This window comes from Streptomyces sp. NBC_01750 (genome assembly GCF_035918095.1).
Lineage (GTDB): Bacteria > Actinomycetota > Actinomycetes > Streptomycetales > Streptomycetaceae > Streptomyces.
In genome coordinates, this window is record NZ_CP109137.1 from 3,804,483 (window position 1) to 3,821,501 (window position 17,019).

13 protein-coding genes are annotated in these 17,019 nt (G+C 69.4%); 5 read left to right on the top strand and 8 right to left on the bottom strand.

The features are described 5' to 3' along the window. Window positions 1-135 precede the first annotated feature (135 nt). Window positions 136-483, top strand: coding sequence for an SsgA family sporulation/cell division regulator (locus tag OG966_RS16950; RefSeq protein ID WP_326650499.1), 348 nt, complete (start codon window positions 136-138; stop codon window positions 481-483). A gap of 120 nt (window positions 484-603) precedes the next feature. Here the strand turns inward: OG966_RS16950 and OG966_RS16955 are convergent, their stop codons facing one another. Both OG966_RS16955 and OG966_RS16960 read right to left on the bottom strand, forming a co-directional pair. Beyond that, window positions 604-2,769, bottom strand: a complete 2,166-nt coding sequence (locus tag OG966_RS16955; RefSeq protein ID WP_326650500.1) for an MMPL family transporter — start codon at window positions 2,767-2,769, stop codon at window positions 604-606. Window positions 2,770-2,870: 101 nt separating this feature from the next. Continuing rightward, window positions 2,871-3,443 carry a TetR/AcrR family transcriptional regulator gene (locus OG966_RS16960; protein ID WP_326650501.1) on the bottom strand — a complete coding sequence of 191 codons (573 nt, stop codon included), beginning with the start codon at window positions 3,441-3,443 and terminating at the stop codon, window positions 2,871-2,873. A 168-nt stretch (window positions 3,444-3,611) separates the two neighbouring features. On the opposite strand from OG966_RS16960, the gene OG966_RS16965 reads away from it, so the two are divergent. After that, on the top strand, window positions 3,612-6,923 hold the full coding sequence (locus tag OG966_RS16965; protein WP_326650502.1) for a S41 family peptidase: 3,312 nt from the start codon (window positions 3,612-3,614) through the stop codon (window positions 6,921-6,923). 175 nt (window positions 6,924-7,098) lie between these two features. On the opposite strand, the gene OG966_RS16970 is transcribed toward OG966_RS16965, so the two are convergent. From OG966_RS16970 to OG966_RS16985, 4 genes are all read right to left on the bottom strand, one after another. After that, complete coding sequence (locus tag OG966_RS16970; protein WP_326650504.1) at window positions 7,099-7,338, bottom strand: hypothetical protein; 240 nt, start codon at window positions 7,336-7,338, stop codon at window positions 7,099-7,101. Between the two features lie 98 nt (window positions 7,339-7,436). Next, window positions 7,437-8,318: an SDR family oxidoreductase gene (locus OG966_RS16975; RefSeq protein WP_326650505.1), complete on the bottom strand. Its 882-nt coding sequence runs from the start codon at window positions 8,316-8,318 to the stop codon at window positions 7,437-7,439. Further along, a complete protein-coding gene (locus OG966_RS16980; RefSeq protein WP_326650506.1) occupies window positions 8,315-9,259 on the bottom strand; it encodes an alpha/beta fold hydrolase in 945 nt (314 codons plus the stop codon). Before OG966_RS16980 ends, OG966_RS16975 begins: the two co-directional genes overlap by 4 nt. Continuing rightward, the gene (locus OG966_RS16985) at window positions 9,256-10,800 is read right to left on the bottom strand and encodes a flavin-containing monooxygenase (protein WP_326650507.1); all 1,545 of its coding nucleotides are present in this window, start codon (window positions 10,798-10,800) and stop codon (window positions 9,256-9,258) included. Before OG966_RS16985 ends, OG966_RS16980 begins: the two co-directional genes overlap by 4 nt. 166 nt (window positions 10,801-10,966) lie before the next feature. Between OG966_RS16985 and OG966_RS16990 the strand changes: the two genes are divergently transcribed. Further along, window positions 10,967-11,593, top strand: a complete 627-nt coding sequence (locus tag OG966_RS16990; RefSeq protein WP_326655253.1) for a MerR family transcriptional regulator — start codon at window positions 10,967-10,969, stop codon at window positions 11,591-11,593. 166 nt (window positions 11,594-11,759) lie between these two features. On the opposite strand, the gene OG966_RS16995 is transcribed toward OG966_RS16990, so the two are convergent. Then, window positions 11,760-12,557, bottom strand: a complete 798-nt coding sequence (locus tag OG966_RS16995) for an exodeoxyribonuclease III (protein ID WP_326650508.1) — start codon at window positions 12,555-12,557, stop codon at window positions 11,760-11,762. Window positions 12,558-12,619: 62 nt separating this feature from the next. Between OG966_RS16995 and OG966_RS17000 the strand changes: the two genes are divergently transcribed. After that, entirely contained in the window at window positions 12,620-13,120 is a 501-nt protein-coding gene (locus OG966_RS17000; RefSeq protein ID WP_326650510.1) for a GNAT family N-acetyltransferase, read from the top strand. Window positions 13,121-13,230: 110 nt separating this feature from the next. Further along, window positions 13,231-14,184 carry a trypsin-like serine peptidase gene (locus OG966_RS17005; RefSeq protein WP_326650512.1) on the top strand — a complete coding sequence of 318 codons (954 nt, stop codon included), beginning with the start codon at window positions 13,231-13,233 and terminating at the stop codon, window positions 14,182-14,184. Window positions 14,185-14,280: 96 nt separating this feature from the next. Here OG966_RS17005 and OG966_RS17010 read toward each other — a convergent pair whose 3' ends face one another. Further along, window positions 14,281-16,620, bottom strand: a complete 2,340-nt coding sequence (locus OG966_RS17010; protein ID WP_326650513.1) for an MMPL family transporter — start codon at window positions 16,618-16,620, stop codon at window positions 14,281-14,283. Between the last annotated feature and the right edge of the window lie 399 nt (window positions 16,621-17,019).

The window sequence follows — 17,019 nt, forward strand, 5'->3', positions numbered from 1 at the left end:
GATGAATAACTGTTCAATGATAGTGCCCTATTGCGAATCAGTTGCAAGAGCGGGTCTGTCACAAATGGCCTGGCGCCTTCGGCCCTAAATATGGGACATTAGAGGGCATATCGGGCGAGTGTGAGGAGCCGGTCAATGACCCTAGCCGTCGAAGATCATGCAACCGCCCGAATCGTCACCGATGCTCCCCAGTTCCGATCCGTCCGCGTCGCCCTGCGCTACGACCCGGTGGAGAACCCGGATGCGGTGTCCTTTGCCTTCCCCAGCGGCCGCGACTGGACCTTCCCCCGCGCGCTGCTGGAGACGGGGCTCCGCTCACCCGCCCGCCTCGGCGATGTCGAGATATGGCCCTGCGGCCGGGTCCAGGCGGTGGTGGAGTTCCATACCCCGGACGGCGTAGCGGTGGTGCAGTTCGACATCAAGTCACTGATCCGCTTCCTGCGGCACACATACGCGGTGGCCGCACCCGCCACCAGAGGATGACGGACACGGCCACCGGATCCGCGGCGGCCCCCGTCCCCACGGTGCCGTCGCGCTGCCGGGGCGCACGCTCCGCTCAAGCGGCGCGCCCCGGGGCTGTTTGAGCCCTCTGAGAGACTCTGATCAGACGCGTACCAACGCGCGCTCCTCGTCCGGGTCCTCGGGACTGCCGGCGAGTTCCTTGTGCAGCTTCTCGCCCTCCACGTCCACATTGGGCAGCACCCGGTCCAGCCAGCGCGGCAGCCACCACGCCTTGTGGCCGAGCAGCGCGAGCACCGCGGGAACGATCGCCATCCGGACCACGAAGGCGTCGAAGAGGACCGCGATCGCGAGACCGAAGCCGATCATCTTCACCATCTGCTCGCTGGAGCCGATGAAGCCCGAGAAGACCGCCATCATGATCACCGCTGCTGCGGTGACCACCCGGGCCCCGTGCTTGAAGCCGGTGACGATCGCCTCGCCGGGACGCTCCCCGTGCACGTACGCCTCACGCATCCGCGTGACCAGGAAGACCTCGTAGTCCATGGCGAGGCCGAAGACGACGCCCACCATGAAGATCGGCATCATCGACATGATCGGGCCGGTCTGCTCGACGCCGAAGAGCGAGCCGAGCCAGCCCCACTGGAAGACGGCGACGACCGCGCCCAGCGCGGCGACGACGGAGAGCAGGAAGCCGAGGGCCGCCTTCAGCGGTACCAGCACCGAGCGGAAAACCAGCATCAGCAGCAGGAAGGCGAGACCGACGACGAGCGCGAGGTAGGGCACCAGCGCGTCGTTCATCTTCTGCGAGAAGTCGATGTTCATCGCGGTGGCGCCGGTGACCAGCACCTCGTCACCACTGCCGGCCCGGATGGAGTGGACGAGATCCTCGGTCTCGACCGAGGACGGCCGGTCCTTCGGTACGACCGTGACCATCGCGGTGTCGCCGGCCTTGTTGAGCGCCGGCGGGGTGACGGCCACGACACCGTCAAGGCCCTTGATCTCCTTGACCGTACGGTCGGCCGCGGCCTTGTCGCCGTCGACGACCACCAGAAGAGGACCGTTGAAACCGGGGCCGAAGCCGTCGGACAGCAGGTCGTACGCCTTGCGCTGGGTGGTGCTGACCGGCTGCGCGCCGTCGTCCGGCAGACCCATCTCCAGCGACGCGGCCGGTACGGCCATCGCACCGAGGCCCACGACACCGACCAGCAGCACGGCGACCGGCCGACGGATCACGAAGCGCGCCCAGCGGGTGCCCATGTTCGGCTTGTCGCCGGCCGGCTGACCCTTGCGCGCCTTGCGGCCCAGCACCCGCTTGCCCGCGAAGCCGAGCAGCGCCGGTATGAGGGTGAGCGCGATGAGGACCGCGATCACGACCGTGCCCGCCGCGGCGAAGCCCATCTTGCTGAGCATCGGGATATTGACGACGGCGAGGCCGACGAGCGCGATGACGACGGTCAGGCCCGCGAAGACGACCGCGGAGCCCGCGGTGCCGACGGCCCTGCCTGCTGCCTCCTCGCGTTCGCGGCCCTCGGCCAGTTCGGCGCGGTAGCGGGAGACGATGAAGAGCGCGTAGTCGATGCCGACCGCGAGGCCGATCATCGTCGCGAGCGTGGATGTCGTGGAGCCGAGGTCGAGGACGTTCGCCAGCGCGGTGATCGTGGAGATTCCGATGCCGACACCGATGATCGCGGTGAGCAGCGGAAGTCCGGCCGCGACCAGCGACCCGAAGGTGATCACGAGCACCACCGCGGCGATGCCGACTCCGACGATCTCGCCGGCCCCGGTCTCCGGGACGGCCTGCAGCGCGTCGCCGCCGATCTCCACGGTCAGCCCGGCGTCACGCGCCTCGGTGCCGGTCTTCTCCAGCGCCTTACGGGTCTCCTTGGTCAGTTCCATCGAGCTGACCTTGTACGAGACCGACACATACGCCGTCCCGCCGTCCTTGGAGACCGCCTTGGCGGCGTACGGGTCGGTGACGGAGGCTATCTGGCCGGAGCCGGACTTCAGCTCCGCGACCACCTTCTTCACCTCGGCCTTGTTGGCCGGCTCGGTCATCTTCCGGCCGTCGGGCGCCTTGAAGACGACGCGGGCCGTCGCGCCGTCCGGGCTGGCCCCGGGGAAGCGCTCTTCCAGCAGGTCGAAGGCCTTCTGCGCCTCCGTGCCCGGTATCGAGAAGGAGGAGGAGGTGGCGGTGGACGCGGAGGCCGCGCCGACCCCGGCGAGTGCCAGCAGCGCCACCCACAGCAGGGCGACGAGGCGGCGGCGCCGGAAGGCGGACCGCCCGAGTTTGTAGAGAAACGTGGCCACGAGGGCGTACTCCCGTTGGTGAGGTGAGCAGGGCATGGGGAGCCGGCCCGACGACGAGAGCGGCGCGCGTCAGGTGGAGCTGGTGGGCGGGGAGGTCTGGGTCAGACGCCGAGGGCGGGGAGAACCACGGCGTCGAGGTAGTCGGTGAGGAAGGTCCGGTCGGGGGTCCGGGCCTCGATCAGCTGCCGGGCGATGAAAGCGCCGACCAGCATGTGCGGGACGAAGCCGAGTGCGCGGTTGTCCGCGCTGACCTCGCCCCTTTCCACGGCCCTCCGCAGCAGCGTGTCGAGTCCGGTGATCTCGGGCTCGATCAGCAGTTCCCGCAGGGCCCGGTGGAGATCGGGGTTTTCGTGGATGGCCTGGGCCAGACCCCGCATCAGCGCGGAGTCCTTCTCCATCTGGCAGTCGTCGGTACGTTCGAGCATCGCGTGGAAGTCACCACGCAGGGTGCCGGTGTCGATATCGGCGACACTCACCGGCTTGTTGTGCCGCAGTGCCCTGGCCACCAGCTCCGGCTTGCTCCGCCACTGGCGGTAGAGCGTGGCCTTGCTGGACCGGGTCCGCGCGGCGACGGCGTCCATCGTCAGGGCGTCGTAGCCGACTTCACGCAACAGGTCGAGCACGGCTTCGTAGAGCTCCGCCTCGCGCTCAGGCGTGAGCCGGGTGCGGGTCACGGCCGGCCTCCTGTCGCATGCGAACGAAACGGTTTCGTACAGCAGGACCTTAACCCAGCCCCTCAGCGAAACGAAACCGTTTCGCTTGTGGTCTCGGTCACGATTCCGAAGAGGGTTCACCAGGCCCCACGAGTTGCCGCGCCCACCAGGCACCGAAAGCATTGGGGGGTGAGTGACGACGTCGCGTATCTCCGTTTCCCGCATCTGTACGACGACTTGCTGTGCTTCGCCGCCGAGGACGATCTCTGGGTCGCGCCCCTGGTGGCGGAGGGCCACCGACCGGGACGGGCCTGGCGGATCACCGTCGACCGGACCAGAGTCGGCCATCCGCGCTTCTCCCCGGACGGCCGCCATATCGCGTACACGAACTGGCGCAGCCTCGACCCCGAGATCCATCTCGCCCCGGTCGACGGAGGACCGGCCAGGCGGCTGACCTACTGGGGCTCCACCGACACCCGGGTCTGCAGCTGGGACCCGGACGGCAACATCCTGGCCGTTTCCTCGCACAGCCAGCCCTTCTCCTACTTCTCCTGGGCCTACAAGGTGGCCACCGACGGCTTCCCCGGCCGGCGGCTGCCCTGGGGGCCGGTCTCCGACATCCAGGTCGCGGACATCGACGGAGAACACCGCTCGCTGCTCCTCACCGGCAAGCCGCCGCACGAACCGGCCGCCTGGAAGCGGTACCGGGGCGGAGCGACGGGCAGGCTGTGGCTGCACGGCAAGCGGCTGCTCGCCGACCTCAACGGCCATCTGGACTGCCCGATGTTCGTCTCGGGGCGGATCGCTTTCCTCTCCGACCACGAAGGCGTCGGCAACCTCTACTCCTGTCTGCCCGACGGAACCGGCCTCCTGCGCCACACCGACCATGACGCCTTCTATGCGCGGCACGCCTCGAGCGACGGTCGCAGAGTCGTCTACCAGTGCGCGGGCGAACTGTGGATCGTCGACGATCTGACGACCCCGGGCGCCGTGCCCCGCAAGCTGGAGGTACGGCTCGGCGGCCCGCGCGCCGGACGCCGCGGCTACCAGGTGCCTGCCGCCAGTCACGTCGACGCGATCTCCGTCGACGAGACGGGACGGGCCAGCGCCGTCAACGTACGCGGCAGCCTGTACTGGCTCACCCACCGCGACGGTCCCGCCCGCACGATCGCGGACACCCCCGGCGTACGGGTACGGATGCCGGAGATGCTCGGCAGCGCGGGCCAGGTCGCCTATGTCACGGACGCGGACGCTGCCGACGCCGTCGAAATCGCGTATCTGCCGCGGGCGAGCGGGGACCGGGAACCGCGGCGGCTGGCCTCCGGCGAGCTGGGCCGCGTCCATGAGCTGGTGTCGGACCCGGAGGGCGAGCGGATCGCGATCGCCTCGCACGACGGGCGGCTGCTGCTGCTCGACGCCACGGAGGAGTCCGCGGACACCGCCCGGGCCGAAGGCTCCGGGGCCGGAGAGGTGACGGAGCTGATCCGCTCCACCAACGGGCCGGTGCGGGACCTGTCGTTCTCGCCGGACGGCGCGTGGCTGACCTGGTCGCATCCGGGCATCGGCCGCTCCCTGCGGCAGATCAAGATGGCCCGGATCGCCGACCGTACGATCGTCGACGTCACCAACGGGCGCTTCGAGGACGAGAATCCGGTCTTCACCAGGGACGGCCGCTATCTGGCCTTCCTGTCCTGGCGGGGCTTCGACCCGGTGTACGACGTGCACACCGGGGACCTGTCCTTCCCCCTGGGCTGCCGCCCCTATCTCGTACCGCTGTCCTCCGCGACGCCTTCGCCGTTCGCGCTGTCGCCGGACGGACGGCCCGCGGCAGGCGGACTCGATCCCCTGGTCGACTCCGGCGGGGTCACCTCCGCCGAGGTCGCCGAGGGAGGTACGGCGGTGACGGTCGAGATCGAGGGCCTGGAGAGCCGGGTGACGCCGTTCCCCGTGACGGCCTCCAAGTACTCCGCGCTCCATGCGGTCAGCGGCGGCGGACTTGTCTGGCTGCGCTGGCCGATCTCCGGCGCGCTCGGCGAGACCTTCGCGAATCCGGCGGACACCTCCGGACGTCCCACCCTCGAGCACTTCGACATCACCAAGGCCCGCAAGACCGAACTGGTCGGCCATCTGGACTGGTTCGCGGTGAGCGGCGACGGCAGCAGACTGGTGGTCGTGGACGACAGTGAGCTGCGGGCCGTCCCGGCCACGGAGCCGGGCGACAGCGACTCGACGGTCTATCTGGATCTGCGCCGGATCCTGCACGAAGTCGACCCGCCGTCCGAATGGCGCCAGGCGTACGACGAGGCGGGCCGCATCATCCGCGCGTACTTCTGGGAACCGGGGATGTGCGGTATCGACTGGGACGCGGTGCTGGAGCAGTACCGTCCGCTGGTCGAACGGGTCGCGTCGCCGGACGAGTTCGCGGATCTGCTGCGCGAGGTGCTGGGCGAGCTGGGTACGTCCCATGCGTACGTCACGCCGGCCCGGCGGAACGAGGGGCCGCCGCACTACCAGCGGCCGATGGGCCTGCTGGGTGTGAATCTGGTCTGCCGGGACGAGAATTGGATCATCGCCCGGATCCTGCCGGGCGAATCGTCGGACTCCAAGGCGCGCTCACCGCTGGCCGGTACGGGTATCCGCGAGGGCGCGATCCTCACGCATGTGGACGGGCGTCCGGTGGATCCGGTGGCCGGCCCGTACCCGATGCTCTCGGCGGCGGGCGGCACGACGGTGGAGCTGACGTTCCGGCCGGCGGACGGCGAGGGGCCGTCCCGGCGGGTGGCGATCGTCCCGCTGGTGGACGAGCGGCCGCTGCGCTACCAGGACTGGGTGGCCAAACGCCGTGAGGTCGTACGGGAGTTGAGCGGCGACAAATGCGGCTACCTGCATATCCCGGACATGGGCGGTTCGGGCTGGGCGCAGTTCAACCGCGATCTGCGCCTCGAAGTGTCCCGGCCGGCGCTCATCGTGGATGTACGGGGCAATGCCGGCGGCCATATCAGCGAGCTGGTGATCGAGAAGCTGACCAGAAAGATCCTGGGCTGGGACCTGACGCGCAACGCCCAGCCCGTGTCGTACGCCTCCAACGCACCGCGCGGTCCGATCGTCGCGCTGGTGGACGAGGCCACGTCATCGGACGGCGACATGATCACGGCGGCGTTCAAACTCCTGGGCCTGGGTCCCGTGGTGGGCAGCCGGACCTGGGGCGGGGTGGTCGGCATGACGGGCCGCCACCGCCTGGTGGACGGCACGGTGATCACGGTCCCGATGAACGCGGCATGGTTCGACGAATACGGCTGGTCGGTCGAGAACCACGGCGTGGAGCCGGACCTGGACGCGCTGCGCACCCCACTGGACTGGGCGGAGGGCCGCCATGCCCAGATGGACGACGCGATCGACCTCTGCCTGGAACTGCTGAAGAAACAAGGCTCGGCGCAGCCTCCGGGGTACGAGAGCGTCCCGAATCTGCGCCGCCCGAAGCTCCCTCCGCGAAACGGGTGAGGAAGCGCCGAGCCTCGCGATGAAGCGTCGGCTTCGGGACAGCTGCCCTGCGGGGACGGAGCCGCACCGGGTACGAACGGCCTGCCGAGACGGAGCCGCACCGGGTACGAATGAGAGGCGCGCCCGTCGTCACGGGTGCGCCTCTCATCCACGCGGTACAGCGCAAGCGCTCGCGTCAGATGTCGTAGTCCTGGTTGAACCTGTCCTCGGCGTCCTGCATGGCCTTGCGGGTCATGTCCTGGTCCCGGCCACGGGGAGTCCGCTCCGGATCTTCCTTCCGCGGCTGCGAACCACGCTCCGACGCTTCGCCCTTCGCACCGCTCGTCTGCCGCTTCGACGGCTTCGCCTGCTTCGACTGCTTCGACTGCTCCTCGAGCTTCGAGGCCTTGTCCTTGGGCTGGTCCTTCATACCCATGAAGATTCACTCCTAGAAGGGTGTGAGGGGGATCGGGGACCCGTACGCCCCCTGGGCCTCGACCAGCGTGGCACGCAAGGACTTACCTCGCATTTCGATCAACGATGCTGTGTACGGGCCTCCTCGTCCGCCGCTCCGCCCGCCCCCACGAGCCCCTTCCCGACGCCCCCCAGCCGAGGCTCGAAACGCCGCATCTCCCGCTGCCCCACCGCCCCGATCAGCGATGGCAGACAGCCCCGCACCGACTGCATCCCCCGCAGCCACCACTGCGCGTACACGTGCGAGGACCGCCTTTCGATCCCGGCCACGATCCGGTCCACCGCCGGGCCGAGCGGATACGTCTTGTTCGAGGGCCACGGCAGCCGCTGCCGCAGCTCCCGCATCACCTCGTCCTGGTCCGCTCCGCGCACCATGTCCGTGTCCGTCCAGGACAGATAGCCGACCCCGACCCGCACACCCTTGTACCCGACCTCCGCGCGCAGGCTGTGCGCGAACGCCTCGACACCCGACTTCGACGCGCAGTACGCCGTCATCATCGGCGCCGGCGTGATCGCCGCCAGCGACGCGATCTGCAGGAAGTAGCCGCGGCTCTCCGTCAGCACCGGCAGGAACGCCCGGCCGGTGACCGCGCTGCCGATCAGATTGACCTCGATCACCCGCCGCCAGGCGACCGGGTCCGAGTCGGCGAACGGGCCGCCGGAGGCGACACCGGCGTTCGCGACGACGATGTCGACCTTGCCGAAGCGCGCCTTGACCTCCTCGGCGACCCGGGCCATCGCCTCGTGGTCGGTGACGTCCGCGTACCAGTGGTCGCTCTCGGAGTGCAGCCGGTCCGAGACCTTCTTCAGCTCGTCGGGCTCCAGCCCCACCAGCGCCACCTTCGCGCCGCGCGCGGAGAGCTTGCGGGCCAGCAGCTCGCCCACACCCCGCGCCGCGCCCGTGACGACCGCGACCTGTCCCTCCAGGCTGGTCCTGCTCATGCGACCTCCTCCTTGGCATTCTGCTTCACGGTCGCCTTCGCGGACCCGTTCGCGTTCAGGTACGTCCCGGCCAGCTCACGGATCTTCGCGGTGACGACCTCCGGAGCCTCCACCGGCGTCATATGTCCCATCCCGGCGAGCTCCACGAGCTCGACGCACTCGGGCAGCGCGGCCGCCAGCCGCCGCGCGTGCGCCACCGGCGTGAGCCGGTCGGCCGTGCCGGCCACCACCACGGCCGGCACCCTCAACCCCCGTACACCCGTGTCGAGATCGAGCTCGGCGAGCACGTGCGCCCAGGCCACCCGGGCCGCCCGCGGACAGGCGTGCACGATACGGGCGCACTCCGCGACCCGTTCCGGCGCCGAACCGGGGCCCATCGTCCCGTACTTGAGAATGCGCTTCGAGAGCGGCGTCACCGGGCCGAGCGGGGCGCGCGCCGCGAGGATCAGCCGGGTGAGCCGGGTCCGGGTCCGGCCCGCGCGCAGCGGCAGCACGAGCGAGTCCTCGACCAGCCTCGCGCTGCCCGTGCTGCACAGCAGGACAGCCGCCGCGTGCTCCGTGAAGGCGGCCCGGCCCGACGCTGCCATCAGCGTCATCCCACCCATGGAGTGCCCGGCGAGCACGGCCTTCTCGCCCGGAGCCAGTGCCGATGCGAGTACCGCTTCCAGGTCGTCGGCGAGCAGATCCGTACCGACCGCGGCGTGCGGCGTACGGCCATGACCGCGCTGGTCGTAGACGACCACCCGGTGATCGGCTGCCAAGTCCCGTATCTGCGCGGCCCAGAAGTGCGTCGAGCAGGTCCAGCCGTGGGCGAGCACCACCGTGGGCGCGTCCTCAAGGCCGTGCACCTCGACATGGATCCGGGACCCGTCCGCGGAGACAGCGGTGAGTTCGCGATCGGCGACGGGAGGAGAGTCCGTACGCCGCAGCAGCCGGCTCATCGCACGACCTCCGCGGGCTCCACGGCCTCGACGGCCCGCTCGGCGTCCACGGCTGGCTCGGCGTTCTTCTTGGACACCCGGACGACCTCGTACTCCGCGAGGTCCACCTCACGCGTGGCACGCCGGAACTCACCGGTGGTCCCGGGCCAGAGCGTGGTGTTACGGCCGGCTGCGTCGAGATACCAGCTGTTGCAGCCGCCGGACTTCCACACGGTCCGCTCCATCCGCTCCTGCAGCCACCGGTTCCAGGTGTGCACGGCGGACGGCCGGGCCGCGAGCGCCACGCGCCCGCCCAGAACGTTCAACTGCCGCATGTAGTCGGCCAGATAGTTCAGCTGCGACTCGATCATCAGGATCATGGAGGAGTTCCCGAGCCCGGTGTTCGGGCCGATGATCGTCATCCAGTTGGGGAAGCCTGCCGCGGTGGCGCCGCGCAGCGATTCCATCCCGTCCTTCCACGCCTCGGCGAGAGTGATCCCGTCGGCGCCGACCACCCGCTCGGCGATCGGCATGTCCGTCACACGGAAACCCGTACCGAAGATGATCGCGTCGGCCTCGGTCTCGGTCCCGTCGGCCGCGACCAGCGTCGATCCGCGCACTTCCGCCAGCCCGGAGGCCACCACGTCCACATTCGGCTCGGCGAGGGCCGGGTAGTACTCGCTCGACAGCAGGATCCGCTTGCAGCCGATGCGGTACGAGGGAGTGAGCTTGGCGCGCAGCGCCGGGTCCTTGATCGAGCGGCCCATATTGCGCTTGGCGATCGACTCGATGAGACCGAGCTCGTTCGGGCGCTTGGTGAACGCGCTGACCTGCAGCTCCCTGATCCCCCAGAGCAGCCCGCGGCGGGCGGCGCCAGTGAACGGCAGTTGGCGGTGCAGCCAGCGCTCGGCACCGGTGATCGCGCGGTCCATGCGCGGCATCACCCATGGCGGGGTCCGCTGAAACAGCGTGAGCCGTGCGGCCTCCGGCTGGATCGACGGCACGATCTGGATCGCCGACGCACCGGTCCCGATCATCGCGACGCGCTTGCCGCGCAGGTCGTAGTCATGGTCCCAGCGGGAGGAGTGGAAGACCTTGCCGGGGAAGCCGGCGAGCCCCGGAATCTCCGGAATCTTCGGGTCCGACAGTGGCCCGGTCGCCGAGACCACGACATCGGCGGTCAGCGTCCCCTTCGAGGTCTCGATCTCCCAGCACAGCGTGTCCTTGTCCCAGCGCATCATCATCACTTCGTGACGGAGACGGATGTGGGAACGGAGCCGGAAGGTGTCAGCGACATGTTCCAGATACGCGCGGATGTGCTGCTGCCCGGAGAACGTGCGCGGCCAGTCGGGGTTGGGCGCGAAGGAGAACGAGTAGAGATGCGAGGGCACGTCGCAGGCACAGCCGGGATAGCTGTTGTCCCGCCAGGTCCCGCCGACGGAGTCGGCCCGCTCCAGGACGACGAAGTCGGTGATCCCTTCGCGGCGCAGCCGGATCGCGGCCCCGAGACCGCCGAATCCGGATCCGATCACCGCCACCCGTACGTGCTCGTGCTGGCCCATGCCGCCGCCTCCCGCTGAACGTCACAACCCCGCCAGCGATCACTGGCACAGTTGGGAGAGTAGAGCAGCAACATACCCAGCGGTAGGGGGCGGACCGGGTAAGTTACTACCGGTACAACATAGGCTGGCCGACGTGGCAGAAGGACGAGCAGGGCGCGAGTACCGCATGGAGGAGCTGGCCAAGGAGGCCGGCATCACGGCGCGCACGGTGCGCTTCTACCGCGAGCGCGGACTGATCCCGCCGCCCCGCCGCGAGGGCCGTATCGCCTGGTACGACGAGCATCATCTGGCCCGGCTCCACACGATCGCCGCACTGCTGGAACGCGGCCACACCCTCAACGGCATCGCGGATCTCGCCACCGCCTTCGAGAGCGGCCGCGACGTCGGCGAGGTGCTCGGCCTCGGCGAACCCACCGAGGAGACGCCGGTCAGGCTCAGCCCGGAGGAGCTCGCCGACTACTTCGAGGGCGAGGTCACGCCCGAGAACCTGGCCGCCGCGCTGGACCTCGGCTATCTGGCGACGGACGGCGACGAGATCGTCCACATCAGCCGGCGCCTGCTGGACGTCTCGGCGGCACTCGTACGGGAAGGCGTACCGCTCGCCGTGGTCCTGGACACGGGCCACCGGGTCCGCGCCCACGCGGACGCGCTGGCCGAACTCTTCGTCGAGGTGCTGAACACCCACACCCCACAGGGCGGTGCCGACCGGCTGCGCCCGCTGGCGAAGAGCGTCGTGGACGCGGAACTCTCGATGGCGATGGACCGCCTGCTGCGCAAGGCAACGGACCGGTAGCGGCAGCAGGGCACGGCCCGCCGGACCGGCAGGTCGTACCGCTGCGGCTCATGACCGCCGCAGAGCCCGTGGACCACTGCAGAGCCCGTCGACCACTGCAGAGCCGTCGACCACTGCAGAGCCGTCGACCGCTACAGAGCCCGTGGACGCTACAGCTGATACGCCCCTACAGCTCGTAGACCGCCGTCACCGGCGCATGGTCGCTCCACCGCTCCCCGTGCGTCGCCGCCCGCTCGACCCACGCCTTCACCGCGCGCTTCGCCAGACCCGGCGTCGCCACCTGGTAGTCGATGCGCCAGCCCGTGTCGTTGTCGAAGGCCCGTCCCCGGTACGACCACCAGGAGTACGGCCCCTCCTCGTCCGGGTGCAGCGCGCGCACCACGTCCACGTACTCCGCCTCGTCGAAGACACGGGTCATCCACTCCCGCTCCTCGGGCAGGAACCCGGAGTTCTTCTTGTTGCCCTTCCAGTTCTTGAGGTCGGCCTCCTGGTGCGCGATGTTCCAGTCGCCGCAGACCACGACCTCGCGCCCGTCGGCCGCCGCGCGCGCCTTCAACTCGGCGAGATACGGCAGGAACTCCGCCATGAACCGCGCCTTCTCGTCCTGACGCTCCGTCCCCACCTCGCCCGAGGGCAGGTAGAGGCTGGCGACCGTGACGCCGGGCAGGTCCGCCTCGACGTACCGGCCGCTCGCGTCGAACTCGCCCGACCCGAACCCGATCCGCACCTGGTCCGGCTCACGCCGTGTGTAGAGCGAGACACCCGCACGGCCCTTCGCGACGGCCGGGGCGTGCACCGTGTGCCAGCCCTCGGGCTCGCGCACCTCGTCGGGGAGCTGGTGCGCCTCGGCCCGTACCTCCTGGAGGCAGATCGCGTCGGCGGCGGTACCGGCCAGCCACTCCACGAAGCCCTTCTTGGTCGCGGCGCGGAGTCCATTGACATTCACGGTGGTCACGGTGAGCATCCCGGCAGCCTACCGAGCACCACACCGGCAGCATGTATTCGCATGCACGTACGCTTCTCGGCATGGAATTGCGCACCGTGCCCTTCGACCACCCCGATGCCGTCAAACTCAACGACCAGGTCCAGCTCGAGTACGGCGAGCGCTACGGCGACGAGGGCGAGAGCGAGGGCGATGTCACACCGCTCGACGCCTCGATGTTCACACCGCCCAGCGGTCTCTATCTCCTCGCGTACGACGACCGGGGCCGGCCCGTCGCCACCGGCGGCTGGCGCTCCCGGGACGCGAACAACGAGGGTTACTCCGACGGAGACGCCGAGCTCAAGCGCATGTATGTGATCCGCGAGGCGCGCGGTCTGGGTCTGGCCCGCCGGATCCTGGCCGCCCTGGAGGACGACGCCCGCGCCGCCGGCCGCACCCGCGTGGTTCTGGAGACCGGCACCAAGCAGCCCGAGGCGATCGCCCTCTACACCTCCAGCGGCTACACGATCTGCACGACGAAATTCGGCCACTACCGCGAGTACGAGAACAGCCGCTGCTTCGCGAAGCCTTTGTCGCGCCCCTGACATATCCAAGATTCCCGTGGCACTCTGCCTCACGCACGCCGATCCGCACCGCCTCATCCCCCACCCTGCCCGCGCGACTCCACGCGCGGGCACGGCAGAAGGAGACATGCGTGAGACGCCATCGCACCGCCGCCGGCATCCTGTTGGCCGTCGGCACCCTGCTCACCGGAGCGCTGTCCGCCACCACCGCCGGCGCCGCCCCCACACCGGACACCGCGCCCACCGTCTTCAAGCAGCGGCAGACGCAAGGCTTCTGGACCGCTGAGCGGATGCGCAACGCCACTCCGCTCGACCTGATCCAGGCCGCTCCCGGCTCGGTCAGAGCCCCCCGGTCCGGCGGCAAGGAGACGGTGGTCCCGCCGACCGCCCTCTCCCCCACCGCCTTCCCGCAGGCCGGCGGCGCGTGGACGGGCGGCGGCGCCGTGGTCAAGACATCGGGCCGGGTGTTCTTCACCTTCCAGGGCCGTACGGCTTCGTGCTCCGGCGACTCGGTCACCGGCCAGAACGGCAGCACGGTGATCACCGCGGGTCACTGCGTGAAGTACCAGGGCAGCTGGCACACCAACTGGGTCTTCGTGCCCGCGTACAACAACGGCCAGGCGCCGTACGGTCAGTGGTCCGCCACCAAGACGTTCTCGACGGACCAGTGGGCGGCGAGCGAGGACATCAACTACGACGTCGGCCTGGCCGTCGTCGCCCCGCTGAACGGCAAGAAGCTCGCCGATACGGTCGGGGCGCAGGGACTGAGCTTCAACGGCGGCTACAACAAGCCCATGTACGCCTTCGGCTTCCCCGCGGCCGCACCGTACGACGGCACGAAGCTGATCTACTGCAGCGGCAACAGCTCGAAGGACTTCCTGTTCTCGCAGGACCACAGCCTGGGCTGCAATATGACGGGCGGCTCCAGCGGCGGCCCCTGGTTCACCTCGTTCAGCGAGGCCACCGGCACCGGGCTGCAGGCATCGGTGAACAGCTTCGGCTACGTCTTCCTGCCGAACCGGATGTTCGGCCCGTACTTCGGCAATGAGGCCAAGGCCGTCTACGACAAGGCCCAGACCTCCTGATCCATTCGGGAGCCGGCGGGGCTGCTCGGTCCCCGCCGGTCCCACCGAGTACGCGGGAGGGAAACCCGGACGGCGCTGACCCCGGCGGGGGCCGGGTCAGCGCCGCCCGCTGCCCGCAGGCACACCGTCACCGGCCGCGCCCGCCATCTCGTGCTCGCCCTCGGTGTCCACATGCGGCAGGATCCGGTCCAGCCACCGCGGCGTCCACCATGCGGCCCGCCCCATCAGCGTCATCACCGCCGGCACCAGCAGCAGCCGCACCACGGTCGCGTCGATGAGCACGCTCACGGCCAGGCCCAGGCCCAGCATCTTGACCACGACGTTGTCGCTGACCACGAAGGCGGCGAAGACGCTCACCATGATGAGCGCGGCGCAGGTGATGACGCGTGCGGTGATCTCCAGCGCGTGCGCGACGCTCGCCTTCGGGTCGCCGGTGCGCAGCCAGGCCTCGTGCACGCGGGAGAGCAGGAAGATCTCGTAGTCCATGCTCAGTCCGAAGACGATGGCGAACATCATCATCGGCACATAACTCTCGATGGGTACCTTGCCCGACACCCCCAGCGCCGGGCCGCCCCAGCCCCACTGGAAGACCGCCACCACCACTCCGTACGAGGCAGCGATGGACAGGACGTTGAGCACGGCCGCCTTGACCGCGACCAGCAGCCCGCGGAAGACGATCAGGATGATGAGGAAGGCGAGAGCGACCACCACGGCGATGATCAGGGGCAGTCGGCTGGAGACGATGTCCAGGAAGTCGACCTGGGCCGCGGTCGTCCCGGTGACGTAGCCCTGCGCGGCGGTGCCGTTGACGGCCTCCGGCAGGACGTCGTCGTCCAGCCGGTTGACCAGCTCTGTGGTGACCTCGTCCTGCGGCGCCTGCTGCGAATAGGCGGTGCCGACCAGTACGTCCCCGTCCTTGGTGAGCTTCAGCGGGGTGATGGCGGCAGCCCCCGGAACATTGGTGAGCGCCTTTCGGGCCTGTGTCGCGAGCGCCGCGCGGTCGGCGGACGCGACCGCGGTCTGGTCGATGACAAGGGTCAGCGGCCCGTTGGACCCGGGGCCGAAAGCGTCGGACATGAGGTCGTACGCCCGCCGGTCGGTGAAGGACTTCGGGTCGGCGCCGTCCCCGATGTGGCCGAGCTGGATGGAGAACAGCGGAATGGCGAGCACGGCGATGACGGCCACCCCACCGGTCAGGAACCACCACGGCCGGCGCTCGACGCGCTGCGCGTACCGGTGCCAGGTGCCCTGCGCCTCGGCGCCCGGCTCGGCGTCCGTCTCCGCGATCGGCTTGCGCACCCGGTACTTGTCGATCCGTCGGCCGATCAGCCCCAGCAGCGCGGGCACCAGGGTGAGCGCGCCGGCGACCGCCGAGACCACCGTGACGGCGGCGGCCACACCGAGTTTGGAGATGAAGCTGACCCCGGAGACCGACAGTCCCATCAGAGCGATGATGACGGTACATCCGGAGACGAGCACCGCCCGGCCGCTGGTGGCCACCGCCATACCCGCGGCGACAACGGGATCGGCGCCGTTCATGAGGTTCTGCCGATGCCGGGTGATCAGGAACAGCGCGTAGTCGATGCCCACGCCGAGACCGATCATGGTGGCCAGCGTGGGTGAGACGGTGGCGAAGGTGAACGCGGCGGCGAGCAGCCCAAGGCAGGCGAGCCCGCAGATCACACTGACCAGCGCCGTCAGCAGTGGCACACCGGCGGCGAGCACACTGCCGAAGCCGATCAGCAGAACGAGGATCGCCACGCCGAAGCCGATCAGCTCACTGAGCCGGTCGTTGGCCTTCGGTCTGGCCAGCTCTCCCAGCGGACCGCCGTATTCCACATCCACCCCGGCGGAGCGCAGCGGCTGGACGGCCGAGTCCACACCGTCGAGATACGACTTTTCCAGAGTGGACGGCTGCACATCGAAGCGGACGGTGATGTACGCGGTTGCGCCGTCCGTGGAGAGCGGGCCGGTGTTCTGTCCGGCCGGCTGCTGCGGAGGAGGCGTCGAACCCGGCGGAGGCAGCGGGTTCTGCGCGGACAGCACATGCGGCAGCTTCTGGAGGCTGCCGATCACCGTGGACATCTGCGGGGCGAAGCCGGTGAGTGGCTTGGCCGTGTCGTTCAGGACGATCTGGGCGGCGTATCCGCCGGCAGCGGGATCGTGCTCCTTGAGCACGTCCAGCCCCTCGGTCGACTGGACTCCGGGCAGCGAGAAGTTGTCGGAGTAGTCGCCGCCGTACGCGTGCTGCAGAACCTGCAGGCCCGCGAGGGCGACCAGCCAGGCCAGGATGACCACCCCACAGCGACGGGCGCACCATTCACCGAGCCGCCGCAGCAGGCCTTTGCGGGGGGCGGGCGCGGGTGCGGCTGCGGGGGGTGAGGCGGAGGCGGCGGAAGGCGCGGGGGAGTCCTGCGGAGGCTGAGCCAACGACATGCGTTTCTCCCGACGAGAACCGGCGCACGGATGGCTGCCGAAGTCTGGAGGTGCTCTCTCCGACACCGGCCCGGAGAGAAACACAGCGGACATTCAGCATTAAAAGACCGATCCGCTCACACGGCATGCGCAAACGACGAGATCCCGTCCGGTCAGATGACCGGACGGGATCTCGTCAGTTGTTGTGGGCCGTTCACGAGTGACTCTGAGCTGGGGATACGCGGAAGCTCCGAATCGCCTTCCCAGCCGCTTGGAGATCATTTCCCATATACCTGCGCATGCCACTCATCAGCGCATGGCCTCATGAGCACGGCTGGCCAACTGTTCCTGGTCTCCATCCGAGCTCCCAGCGCTCTACACCTGCTGCTCTTCGGCAGCGGGCACGCACGCGAGGCGGCT

What these genes read in the sequence shown, in the direction of transcription:
- OG966_RS16950 (WP_326650499.1), top strand. Translation starts at nt 136, where the DNA reads ATGACCCTAGCCGTCGAAGATCATGCAACCGCCCGAATCGTCACCGAT.
- OG966_RS16970 (WP_326650504.1), bottom strand. Translation starts at nt 7,338, where the DNA reads ATGGGTATGAAGGACCAGCCCAAGGACAAGGCCTCGAAGCTCGAGGAG.
- OG966_RS16975 (WP_326650505.1), bottom strand. Translation starts at nt 8,318, where the DNA reads ATGAGCAGGACCAGCCTGGAGGGACAGGTCGCGGTCGTCACGGGCGCG.
- OG966_RS16980 (WP_326650506.1), bottom strand. Translation starts at nt 9,259, where the DNA reads ATGAGCCGGCTGCTGCGGCGTACGGACTCTCCTCCCGTCGCCGATCGC.
- OG966_RS16985 (WP_326650507.1), bottom strand. Translation starts at nt 10,800, where the DNA reads ATGGGCCAGCACGAGCACGTACGGGTGGCGGTGATCGGATCCGGATTC.
- OG966_RS16990 (WP_326655253.1), top strand. Translation starts at nt 10,967, where the DNA reads ATGGAGGAGCTGGCCAAGGAGGCCGGCATCACGGCGCGCACGGTGCGC.
- OG966_RS16995 (WP_326650508.1), bottom strand. Translation starts at nt 12,557, where the DNA reads ATGCTCACCGTGACCACCGTGAATGTCAATGGACTCCGCGCCGCGACC.
- OG966_RS17000 (WP_326650510.1), top strand. Translation starts at nt 12,620, where the DNA reads ATGGAATTGCGCACCGTGCCCTTCGACCACCCCGATGCCGTCAAACTC.
- OG966_RS17010 (WP_326650513.1), bottom strand. Translation starts at nt 16,620, where the DNA reads ATGTCGTTGGCTCAGCCTCCGCAGGACTCCCCCGCGCCTTCCGCCGCC.